Genomic DNA, 18,360 nt, shown 5'->3' with positions numbered 1-18,360 from the left:
TTTTTAATTCATTAATCTTTTATCATCCACTACCGTTGCCATTTTTGAGAGTAATAAAACTGAAAATGAATTTAATTGCTTGTTTTCTACTGCTAACTCTAAAAAATTACTAAACATAGGCTGACAAAGTATTTGAAAATTATTACTAACTACATCTGTGGCAACTAACAACTTTAAAGAGTTTAATATTTTCATTGTTAAAAATTTGGTAGCAGTACCAGAGGAACTTCCTTTAAAACCCTCTAATTGCGATAAAATCTCGTAATAACCTTGTTGAATAGATATTTGTTTATCTTTAGGTGTAATTATATATGTTCTTTGATATGCGTCGAATTTACCTTTGAAATATTTAAAAGGATAAACAGCACTTGCATTATTTCCAGCTAGAATAAGCGCTTCGCAATCAAATGAATAAGTATCAGTCAAATATGTTTCGGAGGAGCATGTGAAAAAAGGGAAGTTTCCATTTTCAATTGCTGCATTTGAATTTAACTTACCTGTGGTGAAATTAAAGGAAGTTTCATAATCTCTAACTTCCCATCCCAAAGGAATCTTCATATCCAATTCCTCATTATAAACCATAGCGCCACCGCTGGATTTGTAGCCTAGTGCTGGTAAAGCTTTATCGTTAGATAAACGTTCTCGACTCTCGCTCGAACTGACATTTGTGGGAAACTCGAAGTCAACAAACCAGCGTTTATACAACGCCTGTGCGGTTTCTTCTAGTGCGGTGTTGAGCTGTTCATTAATGCGTATACGTTCTTGTACGGTATTATAATCAGCTACAATTTCTTGTTGTTTTTCTAGGGATGGAACTGGTATTTCTACTTCACAAAGCTCTTGCCAGTCAAATGCCTCTCGCGTACTTCCATGACTCATGTAACGTGCGTAACGATCAAATTCTGGTCGCCTAAACCACATCATTAAATATTCAGGCAGTAATTGAGTGGAATCTATTATTTGGAAAACTTTATATGCTTGAGATAACAACGCTTTTTCATAATCTTGCAATAAAGCTATAGAGATTTTATCTCCATTTCTGGAAGTAATAGGTCCATAAGCAAATTGATTTTTTGATATGATTTTGTACTTACTCATATCGCTACCTATGGTATTTGCAATGGATGGCATCAAAACTTTACGTATGCTTACACCTAAAAGTAAATCCACCTCTAAATCTCGATTACGGATATTAATCTCTTCTATAAAATCACCAAGTCTTTTATAATTAGATTTCATAGCCCATCTTTTTAAAGACTGCTGCCAGTGCGGTGTCGTTTTGCGCTTTTTCTTGCATTAGGGATTTAACGGTAGTTTGCAATTCTTCCATTTTATCGTGGTAATCGATTTGCTCATCACGATTCACAAACTCTATGTATTTACTAGGTACGAGTGAGAAATCTTTCTTTTCTATTTCTTCATTAGTTACACTGGCACAAAACTCTGGCACGTCTTTATAATTGCTGTCTTCTTGTTGCCAGTTGTGATAGGCATCGGTAATTTCAGTAATATTCTCATCACTAAACTGGATGAACTTTTTTTCAAACGGTATGCCTCGCTGTCTCAGGTCTAAGAATAGAACCTCGTTTTCGCGAAAGCGGTATTTTCTTTCTACATCGCCTATGGTACGAGTGTGTGCTTTTTTGTTTTTATTAATGATCCAAAGCGTCACACTTATATCTGTGGTATAAAACATCGCTCTAGGCAAAATCACAATCGCTTCTACCAGGTTATTCTCAATGAGTTTTTTACGTATTTTATATTCCTCGCCACCACCACTTAGTGCGCCATTTGCGAGTATAAAACCAGCGACTCCTTGATCAGAGAGTTTTGCGACCATGTTAAGAATCCACGCATAGTTTGCATTAGACTTAGGTGGAGTTTCATAGCCTTGCCATCTGGGATCGTCTGTGAGTTCATTTGCGGCGCGCCAGTCCTTTTGATTAAAAGGTGGATTTGCCATAATATAGTCTGCCTTAAGATCTGGATGCTGGTCTCGTGCAAAAGTATCTGCCGCTATTGCGCCTAAATTACCTGCTATACCACGTATGGCGAGGTTCATTTTGGCCAGTTTATAAGTCGTATTTGTATATTCCTGACCGTAAATAGAGATGTTCTTTTTATTACCGTTGTGGTTCTCTATAAACTTAATGGACTGTACAAACATACCACCAGAGCCACAGGCAGGATCATAGATAATCCCTTCATAGGGTTCTATCATCTCTGCAATAAGATTTACAATACTCTTAGGCGTGTAGAATTCTCCTTTTCCTTTTCCTTCGGCTAGTGCAAACTTGCTCAAAAAGTATTCATAGACGCGTCCCACAATATCAGTCGCTTCATCTTTTTGCGTGTCTATTTTATTAATAGTATCGAGTAAAGCACCTAGCTTGCTTTTATCGAGTTGCAGTCTGGAGAAATAATTATCGGGCAGTGCGCCTTTAAGACTTGGGTTGGCTTTTTCAATCTGGTGTAATGCGGTATCGATCTTAATAGCAATATCATCCTGTTTTGCATTATCGATTATAAAACTCCATCTCGAACTCGGTTCTAGAAAAAAGACGTTCTTCTCGTTATAGAAGGCTGCCATTTCTAGGTATTTTTCTTTTCCTTCTTCTATCAATGCTGCACGGCGTACTTCAAATTTATCACTGGCAAATTTGAGGAATATGAGTCCCAGTACGACGTGTTTATATTCGGCACTTTCTACACTACCACGCAGTTTGTTAGCACTTTGCCATAGAGCTTCTTCTATAGATTTTTCTTTCTCTTGTTTCTTTTTGGCCATTTGGGGTTATGGTTATTATTGTTACCGCTTTCGCGAAAGCGAAACACTTAAAATTAAAAACCCTAAAACACACTTATCCAGCGTTATAGGGATAAGTGTGTTTTAGGGGTCTGTGAAGATAAGAATTTATAGTATAAATCCTTTTCCATAGATCTATAAAACGCATGCATATAGATGCCGTTTTAATCGTGCAATGTGATAGAAAATATGCCATGTTTTAAACTCGTCTTCCTTAAAGAGTTTAAAATTAATCTATCGGTTTACCATTTTATTGAGGTAAACCGTAATGTGGCAGTTTTATTATTTCTGCACAACGTGATGCCGCACTTTATCAACTATGCATTTCTTAACAAAGAAGCTTTCAAATTATCTATTTAATTATAATTTAGGTGATTTTAAACAAAAAATAGAAATTCCGTAAAAAATTAACAACTCTATTTATCGAGTGTCACTTCTAGTATTGCGCCGTGGTTGCCCTTACCTTCTGTAGAGATATATAAGGTGCCGTCTGGAGCAAACGTGATGCCTTCTGGTTGTGGAAAATTCTTTTTGTCTAGCTTGTAGAAATTCTTTATCGCACCTGTTTTATCCATTATAATAAGTCTAGGTGTTTTACCTTCTAGCACATAATAATCTCTGGTAATGGGATGTATCGCCACGTCAGAGGGATTAAAACTTTTATAAGCTTTCTTCTTTTGATACTCTTTTAACGCGTCGTCCTTCATGCTTATTTTTAAAATGGGATTCTCATCCATTTCTTTAGTGTCCAACGGTATTTGATACAGTCCTTTATAGTCGTCACTGTATGGATCGCGGTCTTTGGTAATAGTGATTAAACGATTGTTTTTACTGTCCATGGTAAGACTCTCCATGTTATTCTTGATGGTAAAAAGGGTTTTAAAATGGCTGGTCTCGATGGCATCACTACGGTACTGAGCTACTTGAAAAATAACGCCGTCACTTCTCAAAATATAAGCGTCTTCTTTGTCTACTGCTATACCTTCATAATCTCCTGGAGTACCAAATTTGATTTGCTCCTCGATTTTTTCTGTCTTGAGGTCATAAATAAAAATGACACCATCTTCATCTTCTATACATGCCAGCTTATTATTAGGTAACCATGCCATGCCACTTATCTCTTCTAGAGAGGTAGGTAATTCCCATAATCGATTAACGGTATACTCTTTTTTATCTGAATTTTCTGGATGCTCTACTGCCATTTTACAAGAGATCATGCTAATCATAACGGCTAAAACAGCAAAAAAACCGATGACGTATTTCTTAATCTGACTCATGATCTTTGATTTTTAAATAATTTTTTAACTTTTTTAGTTCATAAATTTACGAACTAATATTATATTTGTGCGGTAACTTAACAGTACTTTAAATTTGAAATTAGGGGATTTTATGTTTATAATCTATAAGTTACTCTTAAAATTAGTGGTTTGAATAAAAGAAAGTTCTTAAGGTCTTCTTTTTTCTTACCACTTTTTCTTTTTTATAACAGTTCTTCTAGCGGTTATTTGATGGTCTAGATAGATCTTTGCAACTGTTATAAAAAAATAGCGATCTACGTTATTTAAAACCGCAACAGCTTTCTAATTATTCTATGGAAAAGAAATTGAGCAATTCCTTATTGTACTTAATGAGTACATCTGCCGGTCTAGTAGTTGCAAATCTTTATTACAACCAGCCTTTGCTGCACAAAATGTCTGTAGAATTACAGGTAAGTGAGGCTGCAATAAGTAATGTAGCGCTAGCGACACAATTAGGATATGCCACTGGTTTATTTTTTATCATTCCTCTAGGTGATAAGGTTTCTAACAAGCAAATTTTAAAATTTGATTTTGCTTTAATGATTCTTTCCTTAATCGCAGCTTCTGTTTCTAACACACTTGTTCTATTAATTATAAGTAGTTTTTTTATAGGTTTTTCTAGTGCGATACCTCAACTGTTTGTACCCATGGCAGCACAACTCTCTGACGATGCTAACCGAGGCCGCGCCATAGGAATAGTAATGAGTGGTTTACTGATAGGTATTTTAGGTAGTCGCGTCATAAGTGGTCTGGTAGGAGATCAATACGGATGGAGAGTCATGTACTATGCCGCCACTGTACTCATGGCTGCATTGTTTTTAATCTTGCATTATAAACTACCTAAAATAACACCAGTTTATAAAGGCAGCTACGGTAGTTTACTTAAATCCATAGGTTATTACTTCAGGACAGAACCTACAGTAAGACTGGCAGCATTGCGCGGTGGACTGGCTTTTGCAGGTTTAAGCGCCTTCTGGACGACATTAGTTTTTCTTATGGAGGTCAACTTTGGTTATGGTAGTGCCGTTACGGGCGCCTTTGGTTTAATAGGTATTCTAGGTGCGCTTACTGCTGCAGTGGTAGGCAAATTAAATGACCGCATGAGCAAGAATAAAATAATCATGTATGCCGCTCTTAGTCTGGTAGTTTCCTGGATTATTTTCTATTTTTCTAGCTATTCTATACTAGGTATTATGATAGGTGTAGTACTGGTAGATCTAGGTGTACAGGCCTTGCATATTACCAATCAAAATATCATTTTTTCTAAAAATCCTGACGCTAGAAATAGAGTCAACACCATTTACATGGTGAGCTTTTTTATAGGCGGCGCGTTAGGTACCACTCTAGGCGCCTATGCCTGGGAACATTATAAATGGACTGGTGTTTCTACTTTGGGTATCGCGCTATCCATTAGTATTATTGTGGTGCATCTTATGTTCAGGAAAAAGGCATTTTAAGAAATTGCTCTATTATTAAGTCATTGGATCGTGAAAGAGATGGATTATGGATCCGCTTTCGCGAAAGCGGAACAACCACCTACTTTAAGAACCTAAATAACGATAGTTCTTAAGGATAGAGTTCGCTACTTGCCGAACTAGATGTATATTAGCTTTTTTTAGAATAAAACGATTTTAATGTCAGAGCAAACTGAACAACAATTACTGATTGAGGAATTAGGAATAGGAATTCAAGATTTATTGAACTTATCACCTCTAGCCTCGCGCATATATGCATTACTTATATTATGCTCTTATGACGGTCTAACCTTTGAAGAGATAAGAACAATCATCAAAGCTAGTAAAAGCTCTATATCTGTAAACATCAATGTATTAACACAGTTAAACTACATTACTTACCAGACTAAACCTGGTGATAGAAAACGATACTTTAAACTGGCCAGATACTCTTCTATTATATCACTAAATGCATATCATACAGCGATAGAAAAGGAAATTAAAATAGTAGGCGAGGTAAATGCTTTTAATGAAACCTACCATCCAGAAAAATTTAACAATGAAGAGTCTCTAGGAATCATCTATCAAGATTACCTTAAAGAAAAGCTGCAATTAGTTAAAAAAACAGCCGATAAAATGACTCGCTTTCTAGAAAATGAAAAATAGAATCAAGTTTTAAACAGACATCTAGCGATACTACATAAATTATGGAAGAGTTTATAACCACGTATAAGTCCCAAATTATCTGGATACTGTCTGTTATAGGTACGGTTGTTCTATTACATTTTATAACTAGATTTTTATACCGCTGGTTATTAAAAAAAGAAAAAGAACGTTTTCCTGGTGAGAAAGCTACCTCTATTAAGCTAGTGAGAGTCATACTTAATGCGTTATGGATCGTTTTAGGTGCTATCTCTATAGGTTTTGTTTTTGTGGACAAAGAGGATAATGACGCTATGGTGGCCAATTTTAAACTGGCTCTTTATCTAGGGTTTTTATCTGTCATTACTATAGTTATCGCGGCGACTATTAACATGTGGTTTCTAGGTACTATAAAAAAGAAAATAAGAGCAAATGAAGACCCTACCAGTTATAAATTCTTCAGGTATCTGGTTGTTATTATAATTTACTTTACTGGTACTCTTTTTGGTTTACTAGCCTTTCCTTCTTTAAGAGGCGTCGCACAAACCGCATTAGGTGGTGCTGGTATTCTAGCACTAGTCGCTGGTATTGCATCACAAGAAGCACTCTCTAATCTTATAGGTGGTATTTTTATAATCTCTTTTAAGCCTTTTAAAATAGGTGATATTATACGCGTTACCGACACCATGGTAGGTACGGTTACCGATATTACTTTGAGACATACCGTAATACGCAATTTTGAAAACAAGATGATCGTTATTCCTAATGCGATAATTAATAAAGAAAAGCTGATTAATTACGATCTAGGAGAGCATAAATGTTGTGAACATGTAGAGATGGGAATTTCTTATGATAGTGATGTACAAGTTGCCAAAACTATTATGAGCGAGGTGTGTGAAAACCATCGATTGAGCATTGATAACCGCACACAAGCTCAAATCATGGATGGTGTCCCTATGGTAAGAACTGCCATGACTAAAATTAATGACTCTACCTTAACTATAAGAGCCTGGACCTGGTGCCGCAATTTTCAAGACTCCTTTGACTTGAGATGTGATGTAAATGAAACGATCAAAGAAAAATTTGACGCGGCTGGTATTGATCTAGCCTACCCTACTCGTACGGTTATATTAAGTGACAATGAGTTAAAAATTAAAGATAACAATGTGCCTATAACTAAGGATAAAAAATAAGTCTTTCTTACTTTTTAAAGCTTTTGTGTACGCTACAAAACATTGAAAATAACAAATTGTTTATTAGACTACCGCAATGCCGTATACTAACCCTTTACTAGATAACAACTTTTACGTAAATGTAACTGCAATGTATGATCCACTAGAACTGTCATTGCTCACGATAGCATTTAATGAATAACTGATTCATGAAACATTACAAGTATATTATTATAGGTGCTGGACTATCTGGTCTTACCACTGCTTTTCAATTAAAAAGACTAGGCGAGAATGATGTTCTTATTCTAGAATCTCGTGAACGCATAGGTGGTAGAATTCTCACCCAAAAAGGCATAGACCTAGGAGCCACTTGGTTTCAAGGTCATCACACTCATGTAAAAGATGTACTCCAACTTTTAAAAATACCAGCTTTTAATCAGTATGTAGATGGTAACAGTATACTGGTTTATAACGCCATGGCACCAGCTCATTATTTTAAAAGTGATTCTAATGCTCCTGCTTCTCAACGTATAGTAGGTGGTAGTACTTCTATAATAGAAGCTTTATCCAGCTCGATAAAAGACTTTATTAAGACCAACACCACAGTCCATAAAGTTATAGAAAAGGACAACTTTCTTGAGGTGCACACGGCAAATGAAAATTTTACCGCAAACAAAGTTGTAGTAACTATACCGCCGCGCATTGTATCTCAAATAGATTTTAAACCGCAGTTACCTGAACGTCTACAAACTGCTATGAACGCAACACACACCTGGATGAGTCATGCCATTAAAGCGGGAATAACTTTTAAAAAACCATTCTGGAGAGAACGAGATTTATCTGGCATGCTTATAGGACAGATAGGCCCCATGACAGAGCTTTATGATCATTGTGATCCATCAACTGGAATTTATTCTTTAATGGGCTTTGTTAATGAAGGATTAAGAGATCTCCAGCCGGCAGATAGAAAAGCTATTATCTTGAAACACATTGCGACGTACTTAGGTCCAGAAGTGTATGATTATCTAGAATACGTAGAAAAGGACTGGTCTATAGATCTCCACACATCTTCTAGAACTCTTAAAAATGATGGATTGAATCCAGGTTATGGCAACCCTATTTATCAAGAAGAATACTTCGATGGTAAACTGATATTTTCTGGCACAGAAACCTCTCCTCTAAATGGTGGATATATGGATGGCGCTATTTATTCTGGGATTCATGCTGCAAATAAAGTTGCTATTTCTTAAAAAGCAACCAGCAAACGTATCCATACCTCAGCTCCTTTTATTGTATAAGTGCTAGAACACTGGTAGGTATAATTTAAATAATATAGAGATAGATGGTTTTTATCTCGCTTTCGCGAAAGCGGAATAACAACAAACCCTAACTTTTATTCTTCTCTCTTATTCTTTTATATAATTTAAATAAGAGCATTAAAATGACTGCAAAAACTAAAAGGCCAACCAAACCATAAATCCAATTGATAGCACTTTGAACAATGACTAAAAACACTACTGAAAATAAAATTAAAGTTGCGCCTTCATTGTATATGCGCATACCGTTAGAAGTCCATTTAACAATATCCGTTTGCAGTTCTTTTTGAATAAAATGAGTTTTTATGTGGTAAATAAATAGTAGTAAAACAAAACCTAACTTAATATGCATCCAGCTGTACTCTAGTAATCCTGGTCTCAAAATTAATAACCAGACAGCAAAAAAAACGGTTAGAACAGCACTAGGCCAGGTGATAATAAACCACAACCTACTGGTCATTATTTTCAATTGTTTAAGAAGTATGCTTTTATCTGGTTCTGGCTTTGCATGTGCCTCAATTTGATACACAAAAAGTCTAGGAATATAAAACAAGCCTGCAAACCACGTCACCACAAAAATGAGATGTAATGATTTTACATAGTTATAAAATCTGAATTCTAATATCTCATTTAAAAAGTCCATAACCTTCCTTATCTAGTTGCAAATTTAAGTCATAAAGGGTAGAATACTGCATCTATAATAGTGGCAGTACTTTATTCTTATCTCTATTATAAATTATAATTGAATAACTTAATTAGGTTTAATAACGGTAATTTTGCAGTTCAAATTTGAATTATGGATTTTACCTTCGGTACAGAAACATTAGATTTAGTAGGATATGCAGCGAGTGTAGTCGTATTAATATCCTTTTTTATGAAAAACATCAATACATTGCGTATTGTGAATTCATTAGGTTGTGCGATATTTATACTTTATGGTTTCTTATTTGACACCGTTAACATTCCCATCATCATTACTAATTTAGGTATTTTAGTGGTGAATGGATATTATTTATTTATTAAGAAGAACGACGAAATAAAAGAAGTAAAAGAGTAAAAAAGAGTAAAAAAGAGTAAAATAAATGAAAATAGGTATTGCACTTTCTGGAGGTGGTGTTAGAGGTATTGCTCATGCTGGTGTTATAAAAGCACTGCAAGAGAATGATATTACTGTCCATCAAATAACTGGTACAAGTGCTGGTGCGCTGGTGGGTGCGCTGTATGCTATGGGAATAGATGTAGATGATATATTCAATTTCTTTGAGCAGTCTAATCTTTTTCACCCTAGAAAATTTGCTTTTAGACAGGCTGGTTTCATCAACTCTTCTGTATTTATAGAGAGTTTATCTCATTACATTCCAGAGAACAGTTTTAAATGTCTAAAAACGCCATTATCTGTTACGGCTACAGACCTCAATACAGGTAAACTTAAAGTATTTAAAGAAGGAGAAATATATGCCGCAATTCTAGCCAGTGCTGCTTTTCCTGGTATTTTTACACCTATAGAAATAGATGGTAATCTCTATGTAGATGGCGGCGTTATCAATAACTTTCCCATCGATTTATTAGACGATTGTGATCTTAAAATAGGAAGTTATGTAAATAAGGTAGACCTAAAGAGTCGTAAATTAAAACACTCTTATGATGTGGCTAGTAGAGCCTATGCGATTAATCAATACCATCAAGACAAAATAAAATTTACACAATGTGATCTTCTTATAGAACCAGATAAACTATATAATTATGGTTTATTTAATTTTAAAGCGTTGCGAGAAATATTTGAGATAGGTTATGAAACAGCCTCTCTAGAACTGGAAAAAACAGATATTTTTGATAGATAAAAAAAGCGTCTTTTACAACATGTAAAAAACGCTTTTAAATATCAACAAAGTAAAGTGCTATTTATAAAAAATCTACTGCTCCTGTTGCAACATTGTACATTGCTCCTACTATTTTTATATCACCATCATCTTCCATCTCTTTAAGAACAGGACTTTCTTTACGTATTCTATCGATGGTCAGTTCTACGTTCTTTGCAGAAACGGCATCCACAAATTCTAGATTTTTAGAATTACGTTTTTCTTCTTCTTGAGGTTCTTTTACTGCGTCTACTGCTGGTTCTATCTTCTGTATTAACTTAGTAAGATTACCTAGTCTCGCATGGTCACAGGCTCCTTTTATCGCACCACAACTTGTATGTCCTAGAACGACTATTAATTTAGTACCAGCTAGTTTTGAGGCAAATTCCATGCTTCCTAGAATATCCTCATTTACAAAGTTACCTGCGATACGTACACTAAAAATATCACCTAGACCTTGATCAAAAACAAGCTCTGCAGACACTCTAGAATCAATACAACTAAGAATAGTCGCAAATGGAAATTGTCCCTCACTAGTATCGTTAACTTGTTGTAATAGGTTGCGATTTGCTTTTAAATTATTTTGAAATCTCTCGTTACCTTCAGATAAAAACTGGACTGCTTTTTCTGGTGTCATGGTAGATTGAGATTCTTTAGTATGTGCTTTCATCTTTTTATCTTTTAAATTTAAATTTATCTTGAATAGGTCTTAATTTGAAAAACTCTAAGAAACTATCTGGATTCTCAATAATACCTCTTTCAGATATCAATTTAATATTAATTTTACGGTTTTTTGCCTTTTCTCTAAAATCGTCAAGTATTTCTATAACATCATGATCTAGATAATTAGTTTTTCTAACATCTAATTCTAGAAATGTATTTTGAGGTAAATTGTCCAACTCCTTTAAAATAGTTGCTTTATTAAAGAAGGTAACCTCTTCTGCAAGGACCATTTTTACTTCATTTCTACCATCTTCATTACTTTGTGTAGCATGAAGAAAGTGAGAGTTTTGAAAACTCTGATAAAGTGTAACTATAATTCCTATAGCAAGCCCTACTCCTACTCCTAACAGGAAATTAAAATACAACAACACAACCGTTACAATAAATGGTATAAACTGTCTCCACCCTGCTTTCCACATTTGTTTAAATGTTGACGGCTTTGCTAGCTTGTATCCTACTACTAGAAGTATGGCCGCAAGAACAGACAAAGGTATTTTATTCATTAAAGTCGGAATCAAAATTACTGATGCCAGTAACAAGAAACCATGTAAAATAGCACTCATCTTTGTTCTACCACCAGATTGAATGTTTGCACTACTTCTAACAATAACCTGTGTTATAGGCAATCCACCAACTAGACCAGAGAGTATGTTACCAGTTCCTTGTGCTATCAATTCTCTATTAGTAGGTGTTACTCTCTTACGCGGATCTAATTTATCAGTCGCCTCAACACATAATAAGGTTTCTAATGATGCGACAAGTGCAATCGTGAAACCTACGATGATAACATCTACACGTGCAGCTTGTGAGAAATCTGGAAACCTAAACTGCCCTACAAAAGAATCAAAATCTTCTGGTACGGGAACTTTTACTAAATGATCTGTAGAAATACTCCAATATCCTGCATCCATTGTAAGAACATAATATATAATCCCAACAACCACGGCAACTAATGGTCCTTGAATAATTTCAAAGACCTTTGACTTACCATTCAAGACGTTATTCCAAAGTAATAGTATCGCTAGACCTATAAAACCTACAAGCGTTGCTCCTGGACTTATAAACTCTCCTATCCTTAAAATCTCAGTAATAGTATTCTCTCCATCTTCTTGAAAGAAATCCCAAGCTCCTTCATAATTTTCATCTAGTCCAAAAAAGTGAGGTATCTGTTTAGATATAATAATAACTCCTATACCAACTAACATCCCTTTAATAACTGATGATGGAAAGTAATAACCTATGATTCCTGCTTTTAATAAGCCTAGAACAATTTGTATCACTCCACTCATCACCACGGCGACCAATAAAATTTCAAAACCTCCATTATCTAGACCACCAAAGTCCTTAATCGCAAGGGCAACTATAGAAGCAAGTCCAGCAGCCGGACCACTGACACCTATATTAGAGCCACTTATAGAACCTACTACTATACCACCTATAATACCAGCTATAAGTCCAGCAAATGGTGGCGCACCACTAGCTAGTGCAATACCCAGACATAAAGGTAAAGCAACAAAAAACACCACGACACTAGCCGGGATATCATTTTTAAAATTTTTAAACGGATTTGAATAATGCATAAAATTTGTGTTATCCCCTATAAATAAAGGAACTTTAAAAATTGATTTAACTGTAAAATCAATTCATTGATAAATATAAAATTTGAGATATTACCTCTACGGATGTTATGCTAGCATCCCTTTAGGCGGCGGTATAAGAATTTCTTGAGAATGACTTTCCCAAACTAAATCGATTAAATAATTTAAAACAATTTTATTTAAAATCTCGTCATTTGAAGCTACAAAATAGAAGTCATTAAAAGTTGACTCGTCCTCTAGCTCTTTTTTTGAGTTCTCTTCTACATCAAAGTCACTGTCCACATCTGTATCGATAACGGTAATATTATTATCAAGTTTTACAAATACCTCTATCACTGGTTGACTTAAAACCAAAGCGCATATAATTATCATACACGCATGCATGAAAAAATTAAATCGTTTTGTAGGTATTGACATATGTTATGTAAAGGGGACTATTGTATAAACAAATATAATATGGTTCTCCATCCATATTAAACAATGTTAAGAAATTTAACATAATCTACCTTAAGAAAATCCAAAAAAAAAGTCACTTCTATAGAAGTGACTTTTAAATAATAACGATTAAGTCTTAGTTAGATGGCATAGGAATACCTAATTCTCTAGCTACATCCTGACTGATGTTAGTTTCTTCAGTTGCAAAAGCGATAGAATTAATATCTACTACTACTTTATAACCTTTGGCAAGAGCTACTTTTTTAATCGCCTCATTCAACTTAATAGTAAGAGGAGTGATTAATTTGTTTTGTTTCTCACCAAGTCTTTGCTCTGCGATTCTTTTACTATTCACTAGCTCGCTCTCGATAGCAGCTGCTTGTGTTTTGTAAACCTCTACTTCTTTGTTAAAAGCAGCCTCATCTGTTGCTGTTTTAGAAAGCTCTTGTACTTTTTGTTGCAACTCTGCCATTCTAGTTCTAGCATTGTTTTCTGCTTTTACATCGTCAGCTTTAATAGACTCTGCATATTTAGTGATTTCTTGTTGCGCTGTTTGAAATTCTGGCATAGATTGAAGAAGAGCTTCAGATGCTACATAACCAGTTTGTGCCATTGCTGTTCCAGCGGCTAAAAATAATACTAAAAGTAATTTTTTCATTTTCTTTAAATTAAGGTGTGCAATATAGTTAAGTCCTCTTACACTTTCGGACATATTCTACCATCACTTTTCAACTATTAGACCACTTTTAAGTCGTTTAGTGTTAATTAGTGTTATGGTTGTTGAAATTCCGCTTTCGCGAAAGCGAACTTATTAAAATAATCATTTCTAATACGAGCGATAAATTAATCCACCGTCTTAACGTTTTACTGCAAAGAATCCCTTTTCTAAAACTGTAACACCATCATAGGTATATTCAAAACTATACCAATAACTAGAAGATGGTAATGGGTTATTATTATAAGTAGCGTCCCAACCTGGCCCGTCTATGGAAAGTTGCTTGAGTAATTTACCGTACCTATCAAAAATATAGATATTACTGAACTGAACGGACGGTTCAAAAACCTCTATTTGCCAGTAATCATGATACCCATCATTATTAGGTGTCATGTAATCTGGCACATGAAACAATTCAACCTCTGGCTCTGGGATAATTACATCTTCTGTTATTACCAGATTAAAACTAACCTGATCACTACAGCCTGAGGCATTTACATCATAGGCATAAATTGTAACTGGATAACTAGCAAATTCTATTCTATCTATTACATCTCCAGCATTATAAGCTGTTCCTAAGCCGTCTGGCTGTGTAAAGAACATCTCATTACCGCTCAAGTTCATACCTGTGATAGTAGGAAATGTAAATGTGGTGGTGCTATTTTGATTATTTATTACATCAATAACTGGCACATCTATTACATTAATTGTTATGGTAGAAGTTGCCGTATTATTAGTAGTTAATCCACTATCTGTCACCGTACATTCATATACTGTATTTACTAAAGGTGTTACCGTTAGTGTATTGCCTGTGGATAAAACGGCCGTTGTGCCTTGCTCTACCCATTGATAAGTGTACGTTCCTTGCGCCATTGCAGGATTAGGTGTGGCAGTTAAATTTGTTATTTCTCCGGCACAAAAATCATTTGCAGTAGCGTTTATAGAAACCGTTAACGATATAGGTGTATCAAAGTTGAGTACAAAACTTTCTTGATCTTCACATGCACCGTTAGTGTCATACATATAAAGGGTTACCGGTAACGTTGTAAAATCTGACGCATTAACAATATCACCTGCATCATATACAGTTCCCATACCATTAGGTTGTGTATAATAACGCTCTGCAGTGGTCAATCCGGTTCCATTAATAGTTGGAAAAGTAAAAGTAGAAGTCGCAGTCTGATCAGTAATAGCTGTTATATCAACTGGTGTCAAGACATTGAAATCTGTCATATCAAATCCCATATCTACACCGTTTTCTACACCAGAGTCATTTACCATTACCGCTACCGTAGTATCTACTGTTGCCGTAAAAACTATAGTATCTGTATTAGGATAAACCGTGTTTTGAGAATCTGTCCAATTATAAGTGTAAGTTCCATATGCGGTTGCTGGAGTAGGTGTGGCAGTTAGAGTCACTGTTTCTCCTGCACAAATATCTTGTATACCGCCCGGTGTTATTGTTAATTGTACGTCTACAAATTCTAGATCAAACTGTCCTGTTATTTCACAACCGTTAGTCTCATCTCCATAAATATATAAAGTGACCGGATTAGTTATAAAATCAAGTTCTGTAACTACATCACCTATATTATATTGTGTTCCTGTTCCATTAGGACCAGTATAATAAGCACTGTTAGCAGGCACATTAGTTCCTGTTATTCCAGGTAGTGTATAGTTTGCGTTTGCATAAATACTACCTAGCGGCGCCCATGTAGGCATAGGATCTACTATTATAGTAATCGCATCTACTGCAAAGTTATCTGGTGGTGCAATACCGCTATCTGTTATCGTACACTCATAAACAGTAGTTGTATTAATCATTATAGGTAATGTCATATTAGTTCCTATAACAGCTGTATTACCTTGCTCTCTCCATTCATAAGAATAAGTTCCCAATGCTACGGTAGGATCTGCATTTGCACTTAAAGTCGTAGTTGCCTGACTGCAGTAAGAAGTAGGATCAGGACTCATGCGTGTGGTATCAATAATTTCTACATTGATAGGACAAAGTATGTCTGATGTTACCTCTGCAGCCCCAAAAATATCTGACGGTGAAAAACTAGTACAGTTATTAGTCGTATTACCGTTAGTTACATCAACAAATTTAGTAGTACGTCCACCGGTTGCAACTAGTTCAATGGTAGGTGTAGCAGAGCACGGATTTGCTGTTATTATAGTAACTACACCAAAAACATTTCCAAAACCACTGCTAGCCATACTACCTATTAAGAAAGAGGCACTTGGGTTTGCTACATTAACTTGTACCAGTTCACTATTTGTCGCACTTAGATAAAGATCTCCATCAAAGTAGGTTAAATCTCCTGCGCTATTGAAACCTGTTGCTCCTAAATTAGTAGCGGTAAGTGCAGCTACATCAATTCTAAAAAGTTCTCCTTGTCCATTTTTATTCACTCCTAGTAAAACACCATTTTGCTCTTTTACCAGAGAGTCTACCCTAAAGCTACCACTATGTCCTATGATTGTAAGACTACCTAATAAGGTAAAATTACCTGTATTAAGATCTATTAAATACAACTCTGTATCATATATTCCATAAAGAGTAGTAGCGCTATCACCTTGCGCTATGTCAAACATGGGCTGAGTATTTGTAGCAACTACCGTAGAACTACAAGAACTTAAATCTGCAAGAACTACATCTCCATTACTTAAACACAAATATGCTGTATTTACCGCTTGTGCATTTACAAATGTTGCACTTAAAATTATGAAACAAAAAAATAATAGCTTCTTCAAATTAATTTAATTTTTCGCGAAAATAAGATTTTCAGACGCTTACATAAGTAGATACCTACATTAAGAAATTGTTACCAGAATAATGACACCACTTTAAAAATGAAAGTACTAAAGCATGAAGAACTATAAAATATTATTATTTCTTACGACGTCTATTTGCTCCTTTATCACCACGCGTTTTAGGTTTTTTATATTTTGCTGCTATGATACGGCGGTAACTACCTCCTTCATTAGTCTTAGAATTCTTCTCACTTTTTTCATGAAAAGCTGCTCCACGTTGCTCTTCTATTACTTTATGAGGGTTAAAAATCTCACGTACTACAGGTTTCTCTTCTGGTGTTTTTTGTTTTGAAATCTCAACTTCTTCAGGAAACTCTATTTCAGGAATTTTATAACTCATCAATTCCTCTATATTCTCCTTATCTTCTTTTTCTTTTTCTGTGTAGAACAAGATAGATCTACCCTTTTCTTCAGCACGACCTGTTCTACCTATTCGGTGCATGTAATTTTCAGGAAACGCAGGTACATTTAAGTTAATAACGTGCGATATTTTATCAAGATCCAGCCCACGCGCCATCACATCTGTAGAAACTAGAATACGACTCTCACCACTATCAAAGAGTTCAATAGAACGCAATCTATAATTTTGTGTCTTGTTAGAGTGTATTACAGATATTTCTCCACCATAATGGGGACTAAGCACTTCTTGTAATCTATCTGCGCTTTTCTTATTACCCACAAAGACCAGTACTTTGTGAAACTTTTCTCTATCACTCACTAAGTGCATGAGTAGATTTGCTTTTGTATAAAAATTCTCTACAGCATAAGCAGTCTGTTCTATATTTTCTAAACGTGTACCAGAAACAGCAATAGAAATCTTTTCAGGATTATAGAAATATTCCTTAATAAAACCTTCTATCTGATCCGTCATCGTTGCAGAGAACATTATATTCTGACGTCTCTTAGGTAAGTGATCAAAGATATTAGTTAATTGAAATCTAAAACCTAGATCCAGCATTACATCTACCTCATCTATTACTACCTTTTTACAGTTCTTTAAATTTACCGTTTGACTTATAATAAGATCATACAGTCTACCAGGTGTAGCGACTAGTATATCCACACCGTCAGCATATGCCTTTTTCTGCGTATTGATATTTGTCCCTCCATAAATCCCCAACACACGTAAATTAAGATACTTTGAATATTGATTTATATTTTCAGTTACTTGTACTACCAACTCTCTAGTAGGTACAAGAACTAATACTCTTGGATCATTAACTTGAGCATATTTAAGTTCATGAAGCAATGGCAACATGTAACCTAGCGTTTTACCAGTACCTGTTTGCGCGATACCTATCATGTCTCGACCTGAAAGAATAACTGGAAAAGCCTCTTCTTGAATAGGCGTCATGGTCTCAAAACCTAATTCTTCTAATCCATTAATTAATGGCGTTTTAAGATTCAGATCTACAAAGGATTTCATACTGGTAATTTTTTGCAAAGGTAGTTTATTAGGTTGAAGACAGCAGTATGAGAAATGCAGTTCCGTTTTTAGTAAAATAATCAGTCTAGTATTGTTTTT

Annotated in this window: 16 protein-coding genes; 6 read left to right on the top strand and 10 right to left on the bottom strand. The window is 35.1% G+C overall.

Annotated elements, in window-relative coordinates; all coding sequences use genetic code 11:
- Positions 1-3: 3 nt before the first annotated feature.
- The 3 genes from ACJJVJ_RS13770 to ACJJVJ_RS13760 all read right to left on the bottom strand — a co-directional run bounded on the left by ACJJVJ_RS13770 (position 4) and on the right by ACJJVJ_RS13760 (position 4,083).
- Positions 4-1,239, bottom strand: coding sequence for a restriction endonuclease subunit S (locus ACJJVJ_RS13770; RefSeq protein WP_405370965.1), 1,236 nt, complete (start codon positions 1,237-1,239; stop codon positions 4-6).
- The gene (locus tag ACJJVJ_RS13765) at positions 1,229-2,788 is read right to left on the bottom strand and encodes an N-6 DNA methylase (protein ID WP_405370964.1); all 1,560 of its coding nucleotides are present in this window, start codon (positions 2,786-2,788) and stop codon (positions 1,229-1,231) included. The genes ACJJVJ_RS13770 and ACJJVJ_RS13765 overlap by 11 nt, the downstream gene beginning before the upstream one ends.
- A gap of 434 nt (positions 2,789-3,222) precedes the next feature.
- Positions 3,223-4,083 carry an SdiA-regulated domain-containing protein gene (locus ACJJVJ_RS13760; protein ID WP_405370963.1) on the bottom strand — a complete coding sequence of 287 codons (861 nt, stop codon included), beginning with the start codon at positions 4,081-4,083 and terminating at the stop codon, positions 3,223-3,225.
- Positions 4,084-4,397: 314 nt separating this feature from the next.
- Between ACJJVJ_RS13760 and ACJJVJ_RS13755 the strand changes: the two genes are divergently transcribed.
- The 4 genes from ACJJVJ_RS13755 to ACJJVJ_RS13740 all read left to right on the top strand — a co-directional run bounded on the left by ACJJVJ_RS13755 (position 4,398) and on the right by ACJJVJ_RS13740 (position 8,622).
- On the top strand, positions 4,398-5,561 hold the full coding sequence (locus tag ACJJVJ_RS13755; RefSeq protein ID WP_405370961.1) for an MFS transporter: 1,164 nt from the start codon (positions 4,398-4,400) through the stop codon (positions 5,559-5,561).
- A gap of 177 nt (positions 5,562-5,738) precedes the next feature.
- Positions 5,739-6,224, top strand: a complete 486-nt coding sequence (locus tag ACJJVJ_RS13750; RefSeq protein WP_405370959.1) for a GbsR/MarR family transcriptional regulator — start codon at positions 5,739-5,741, stop codon at positions 6,222-6,224.
- Positions 6,225-6,265: 41 nt separating this feature from the next.
- Entirely contained in the window at positions 6,266-7,393 is a 1,128-nt protein-coding gene (locus tag ACJJVJ_RS13745) for a mechanosensitive ion channel family protein (protein WP_405370957.1), read from the top strand.
- Between the two features lie 188 nt (positions 7,394-7,581).
- A complete protein-coding gene (locus ACJJVJ_RS13740) occupies positions 7,582-8,622 on the top strand; it encodes a flavin monoamine oxidase family protein (RefSeq protein ID WP_405370955.1) in 1,041 nt (346 codons plus the stop codon).
- Positions 8,623-8,758: 136 nt separating this feature from the next.
- Here ACJJVJ_RS13740 and ACJJVJ_RS13735 read toward each other — a convergent pair whose 3' ends face one another.
- Complete coding sequence (locus ACJJVJ_RS13735; protein ID WP_405370953.1) at positions 8,759-9,331, bottom strand: CopD family protein; 573 nt, start codon at positions 9,329-9,331, stop codon at positions 8,759-8,761.
- A 153-nt stretch (positions 9,332-9,484) separates the two neighbouring features.
- Here ACJJVJ_RS13735 and ACJJVJ_RS13730 point away from each other — a divergent pair, with 153 nt between their 5' ends.
- Together ACJJVJ_RS13730 and ACJJVJ_RS13725 are read left to right on the top strand one after the other, a co-directional pair.
- Entirely contained in the window at positions 9,485-9,745 is a 261-nt protein-coding gene (locus ACJJVJ_RS13730; protein WP_405370951.1) for a uroporphyrinogen decarboxylase, read from the top strand.
- Positions 9,746-9,770: 25 nt separating this feature from the next.
- Positions 9,771-10,529 (top strand): patatin-like phospholipase family protein, encoded by a 759-nt coding sequence (locus ACJJVJ_RS13725; protein ID WP_405370949.1) that lies wholly within the window; start codon positions 9,771-9,773, stop codon positions 10,527-10,529.
- Positions 10,530-10,590: 61 nt separating this feature from the next.
- On the opposite strand, the gene ACJJVJ_RS13720 is transcribed toward ACJJVJ_RS13725, so the two are convergent.
- The 6 genes from ACJJVJ_RS13720 to ACJJVJ_RS13695 form a co-directional block, all read right to left on the bottom strand.
- A complete protein-coding gene (locus tag ACJJVJ_RS13720) occupies positions 10,591-11,217 on the bottom strand; it encodes a carbonic anhydrase family protein (protein WP_104516391.1) in 627 nt (208 codons plus the stop codon).
- Between the two features lie 4 nt (positions 11,218-11,221).
- Positions 11,222-12,850 (bottom strand): SulP family inorganic anion transporter, encoded by a 1,629-nt coding sequence (locus ACJJVJ_RS13715; protein WP_405370947.1) that lies wholly within the window; start codon positions 12,848-12,850, stop codon positions 11,222-11,224.
- A gap of 105 nt (positions 12,851-12,955) precedes the next feature.
- Positions 12,956-13,240, bottom strand: coding sequence for a hypothetical protein (locus tag ACJJVJ_RS13710; protein WP_104516387.1), 285 nt, complete (start codon positions 13,238-13,240; stop codon positions 12,956-12,958).
- A gap of 199 nt (positions 13,241-13,439) precedes the next feature.
- Positions 13,440-13,961, bottom strand: a complete 522-nt coding sequence (locus tag ACJJVJ_RS13705; RefSeq protein ID WP_170034650.1) for an OmpH family outer membrane protein — start codon at positions 13,959-13,961, stop codon at positions 13,440-13,442.
- A gap of 198 nt (positions 13,962-14,159) precedes the next feature.
- A complete protein-coding gene (locus ACJJVJ_RS13700; protein ID WP_405370944.1) occupies positions 14,160-16,775 on the bottom strand; it encodes a T9SS type B sorting domain-containing protein in 2,616 nt (871 codons plus the stop codon).
- A gap of 136 nt (positions 16,776-16,911) precedes the next feature.
- Positions 16,912-18,261: a DEAD/DEAH box helicase gene (locus ACJJVJ_RS13695; RefSeq protein ID WP_405370942.1), complete on the bottom strand. Its 1,350-nt coding sequence runs from the start codon at positions 18,259-18,261 to the stop codon at positions 16,912-16,914.
- Positions 18,262-18,360 lie beyond the last annotated feature (99 nt).

It is taken from the genome of Nonlabens sp. Asnod2-A12, from assembly GCF_045063745.1.
GTDB classification, from domain to species: Bacteria; Bacteroidota; Bacteroidia; order Flavobacteriales; family Flavobacteriaceae; genus Nonlabens; species Nonlabens xylanidelens.
The sequence above is the reverse complement of the archived record's forward strand: the minus strand, read 5'-3'. Positions and strand labels throughout refer to the sequence as shown.

Coding starts and splice junctions, on each gene's coding strand:
- ACJJVJ_RS13705 (WP_170034650.1), bottom strand. CDS start 13,961: ATGAAAAAATTACTTTTAGTATTATTTTTAGCCGCTGGAACAGCAATG.
- ACJJVJ_RS13770 (WP_405370965.1), bottom strand. CDS start 1,239: ATGAAATCTAATTATAAAAGACTTGGTGATTTTATAGAAGAGATTAAT.
- ACJJVJ_RS13710 (WP_104516387.1), bottom strand. CDS start 13,240: ATGATAATTATATGCGCTTTGGTTTTAAGTCAACCAGTGATAGAGGTA.
- ACJJVJ_RS13745 (WP_405370957.1), top strand. CDS start 6,266: ATGGAAGAGTTTATAACCACGTATAAGTCCCAAATTATCTGGATACTG.
- ACJJVJ_RS13715 (WP_405370947.1), bottom strand. CDS start 12,850: ATGCATTATTCAAATCCGTTTAAAAATTTTAAAAATGATATCCCGGCT.
- ACJJVJ_RS13765 (WP_405370964.1), bottom strand. CDS start 2,788: ATGGCCAAAAAGAAACAAGAGAAAGAAAAATCTATAGAAGAAGCTCTA.
- ACJJVJ_RS13740 (WP_405370955.1), top strand. CDS start 7,582: ATGAAACATTACAAGTATATTATTATAGGTGCTGGACTATCTGGTCTT.
- ACJJVJ_RS13760 (WP_405370963.1), bottom strand. CDS start 4,083: ATGAGTCAGATTAAGAAATACGTCATCGGTTTTTTTGCTGTTTTAGCC.
- ACJJVJ_RS13725 (WP_405370949.1), top strand. CDS start 9,771: ATGAAAATAGGTATTGCACTTTCTGGAGGTGGTGTTAGAGGTATTGCT.
- ACJJVJ_RS13730 (WP_405370951.1), top strand. CDS start 9,485: ATGGATTTTACCTTCGGTACAGAAACATTAGATTTAGTAGGATATGCA.
- ACJJVJ_RS13755 (WP_405370961.1), top strand. CDS start 4,398: ATGGAAAAGAAATTGAGCAATTCCTTATTGTACTTAATGAGTACATCT.
- ACJJVJ_RS13720 (WP_104516391.1), bottom strand. CDS start 11,217: ATGAAAGCACATACTAAAGAATCTCAATCTACCATGACACCAGAAAAA.
- ACJJVJ_RS13695 (WP_405370942.1), bottom strand. CDS start 18,261: ATGAAATCCTTTGTAGATCTGAATCTTAAAACGCCATTAATTAATGGA.
- ACJJVJ_RS13750 (WP_405370959.1), top strand. CDS start 5,739: ATGTCAGAGCAAACTGAACAACAATTACTGATTGAGGAATTAGGAATA.
- ACJJVJ_RS13735 (WP_405370953.1), bottom strand. CDS start 9,331: ATGGACTTTTTAAATGAGATATTAGAATTCAGATTTTATAACTATGTA.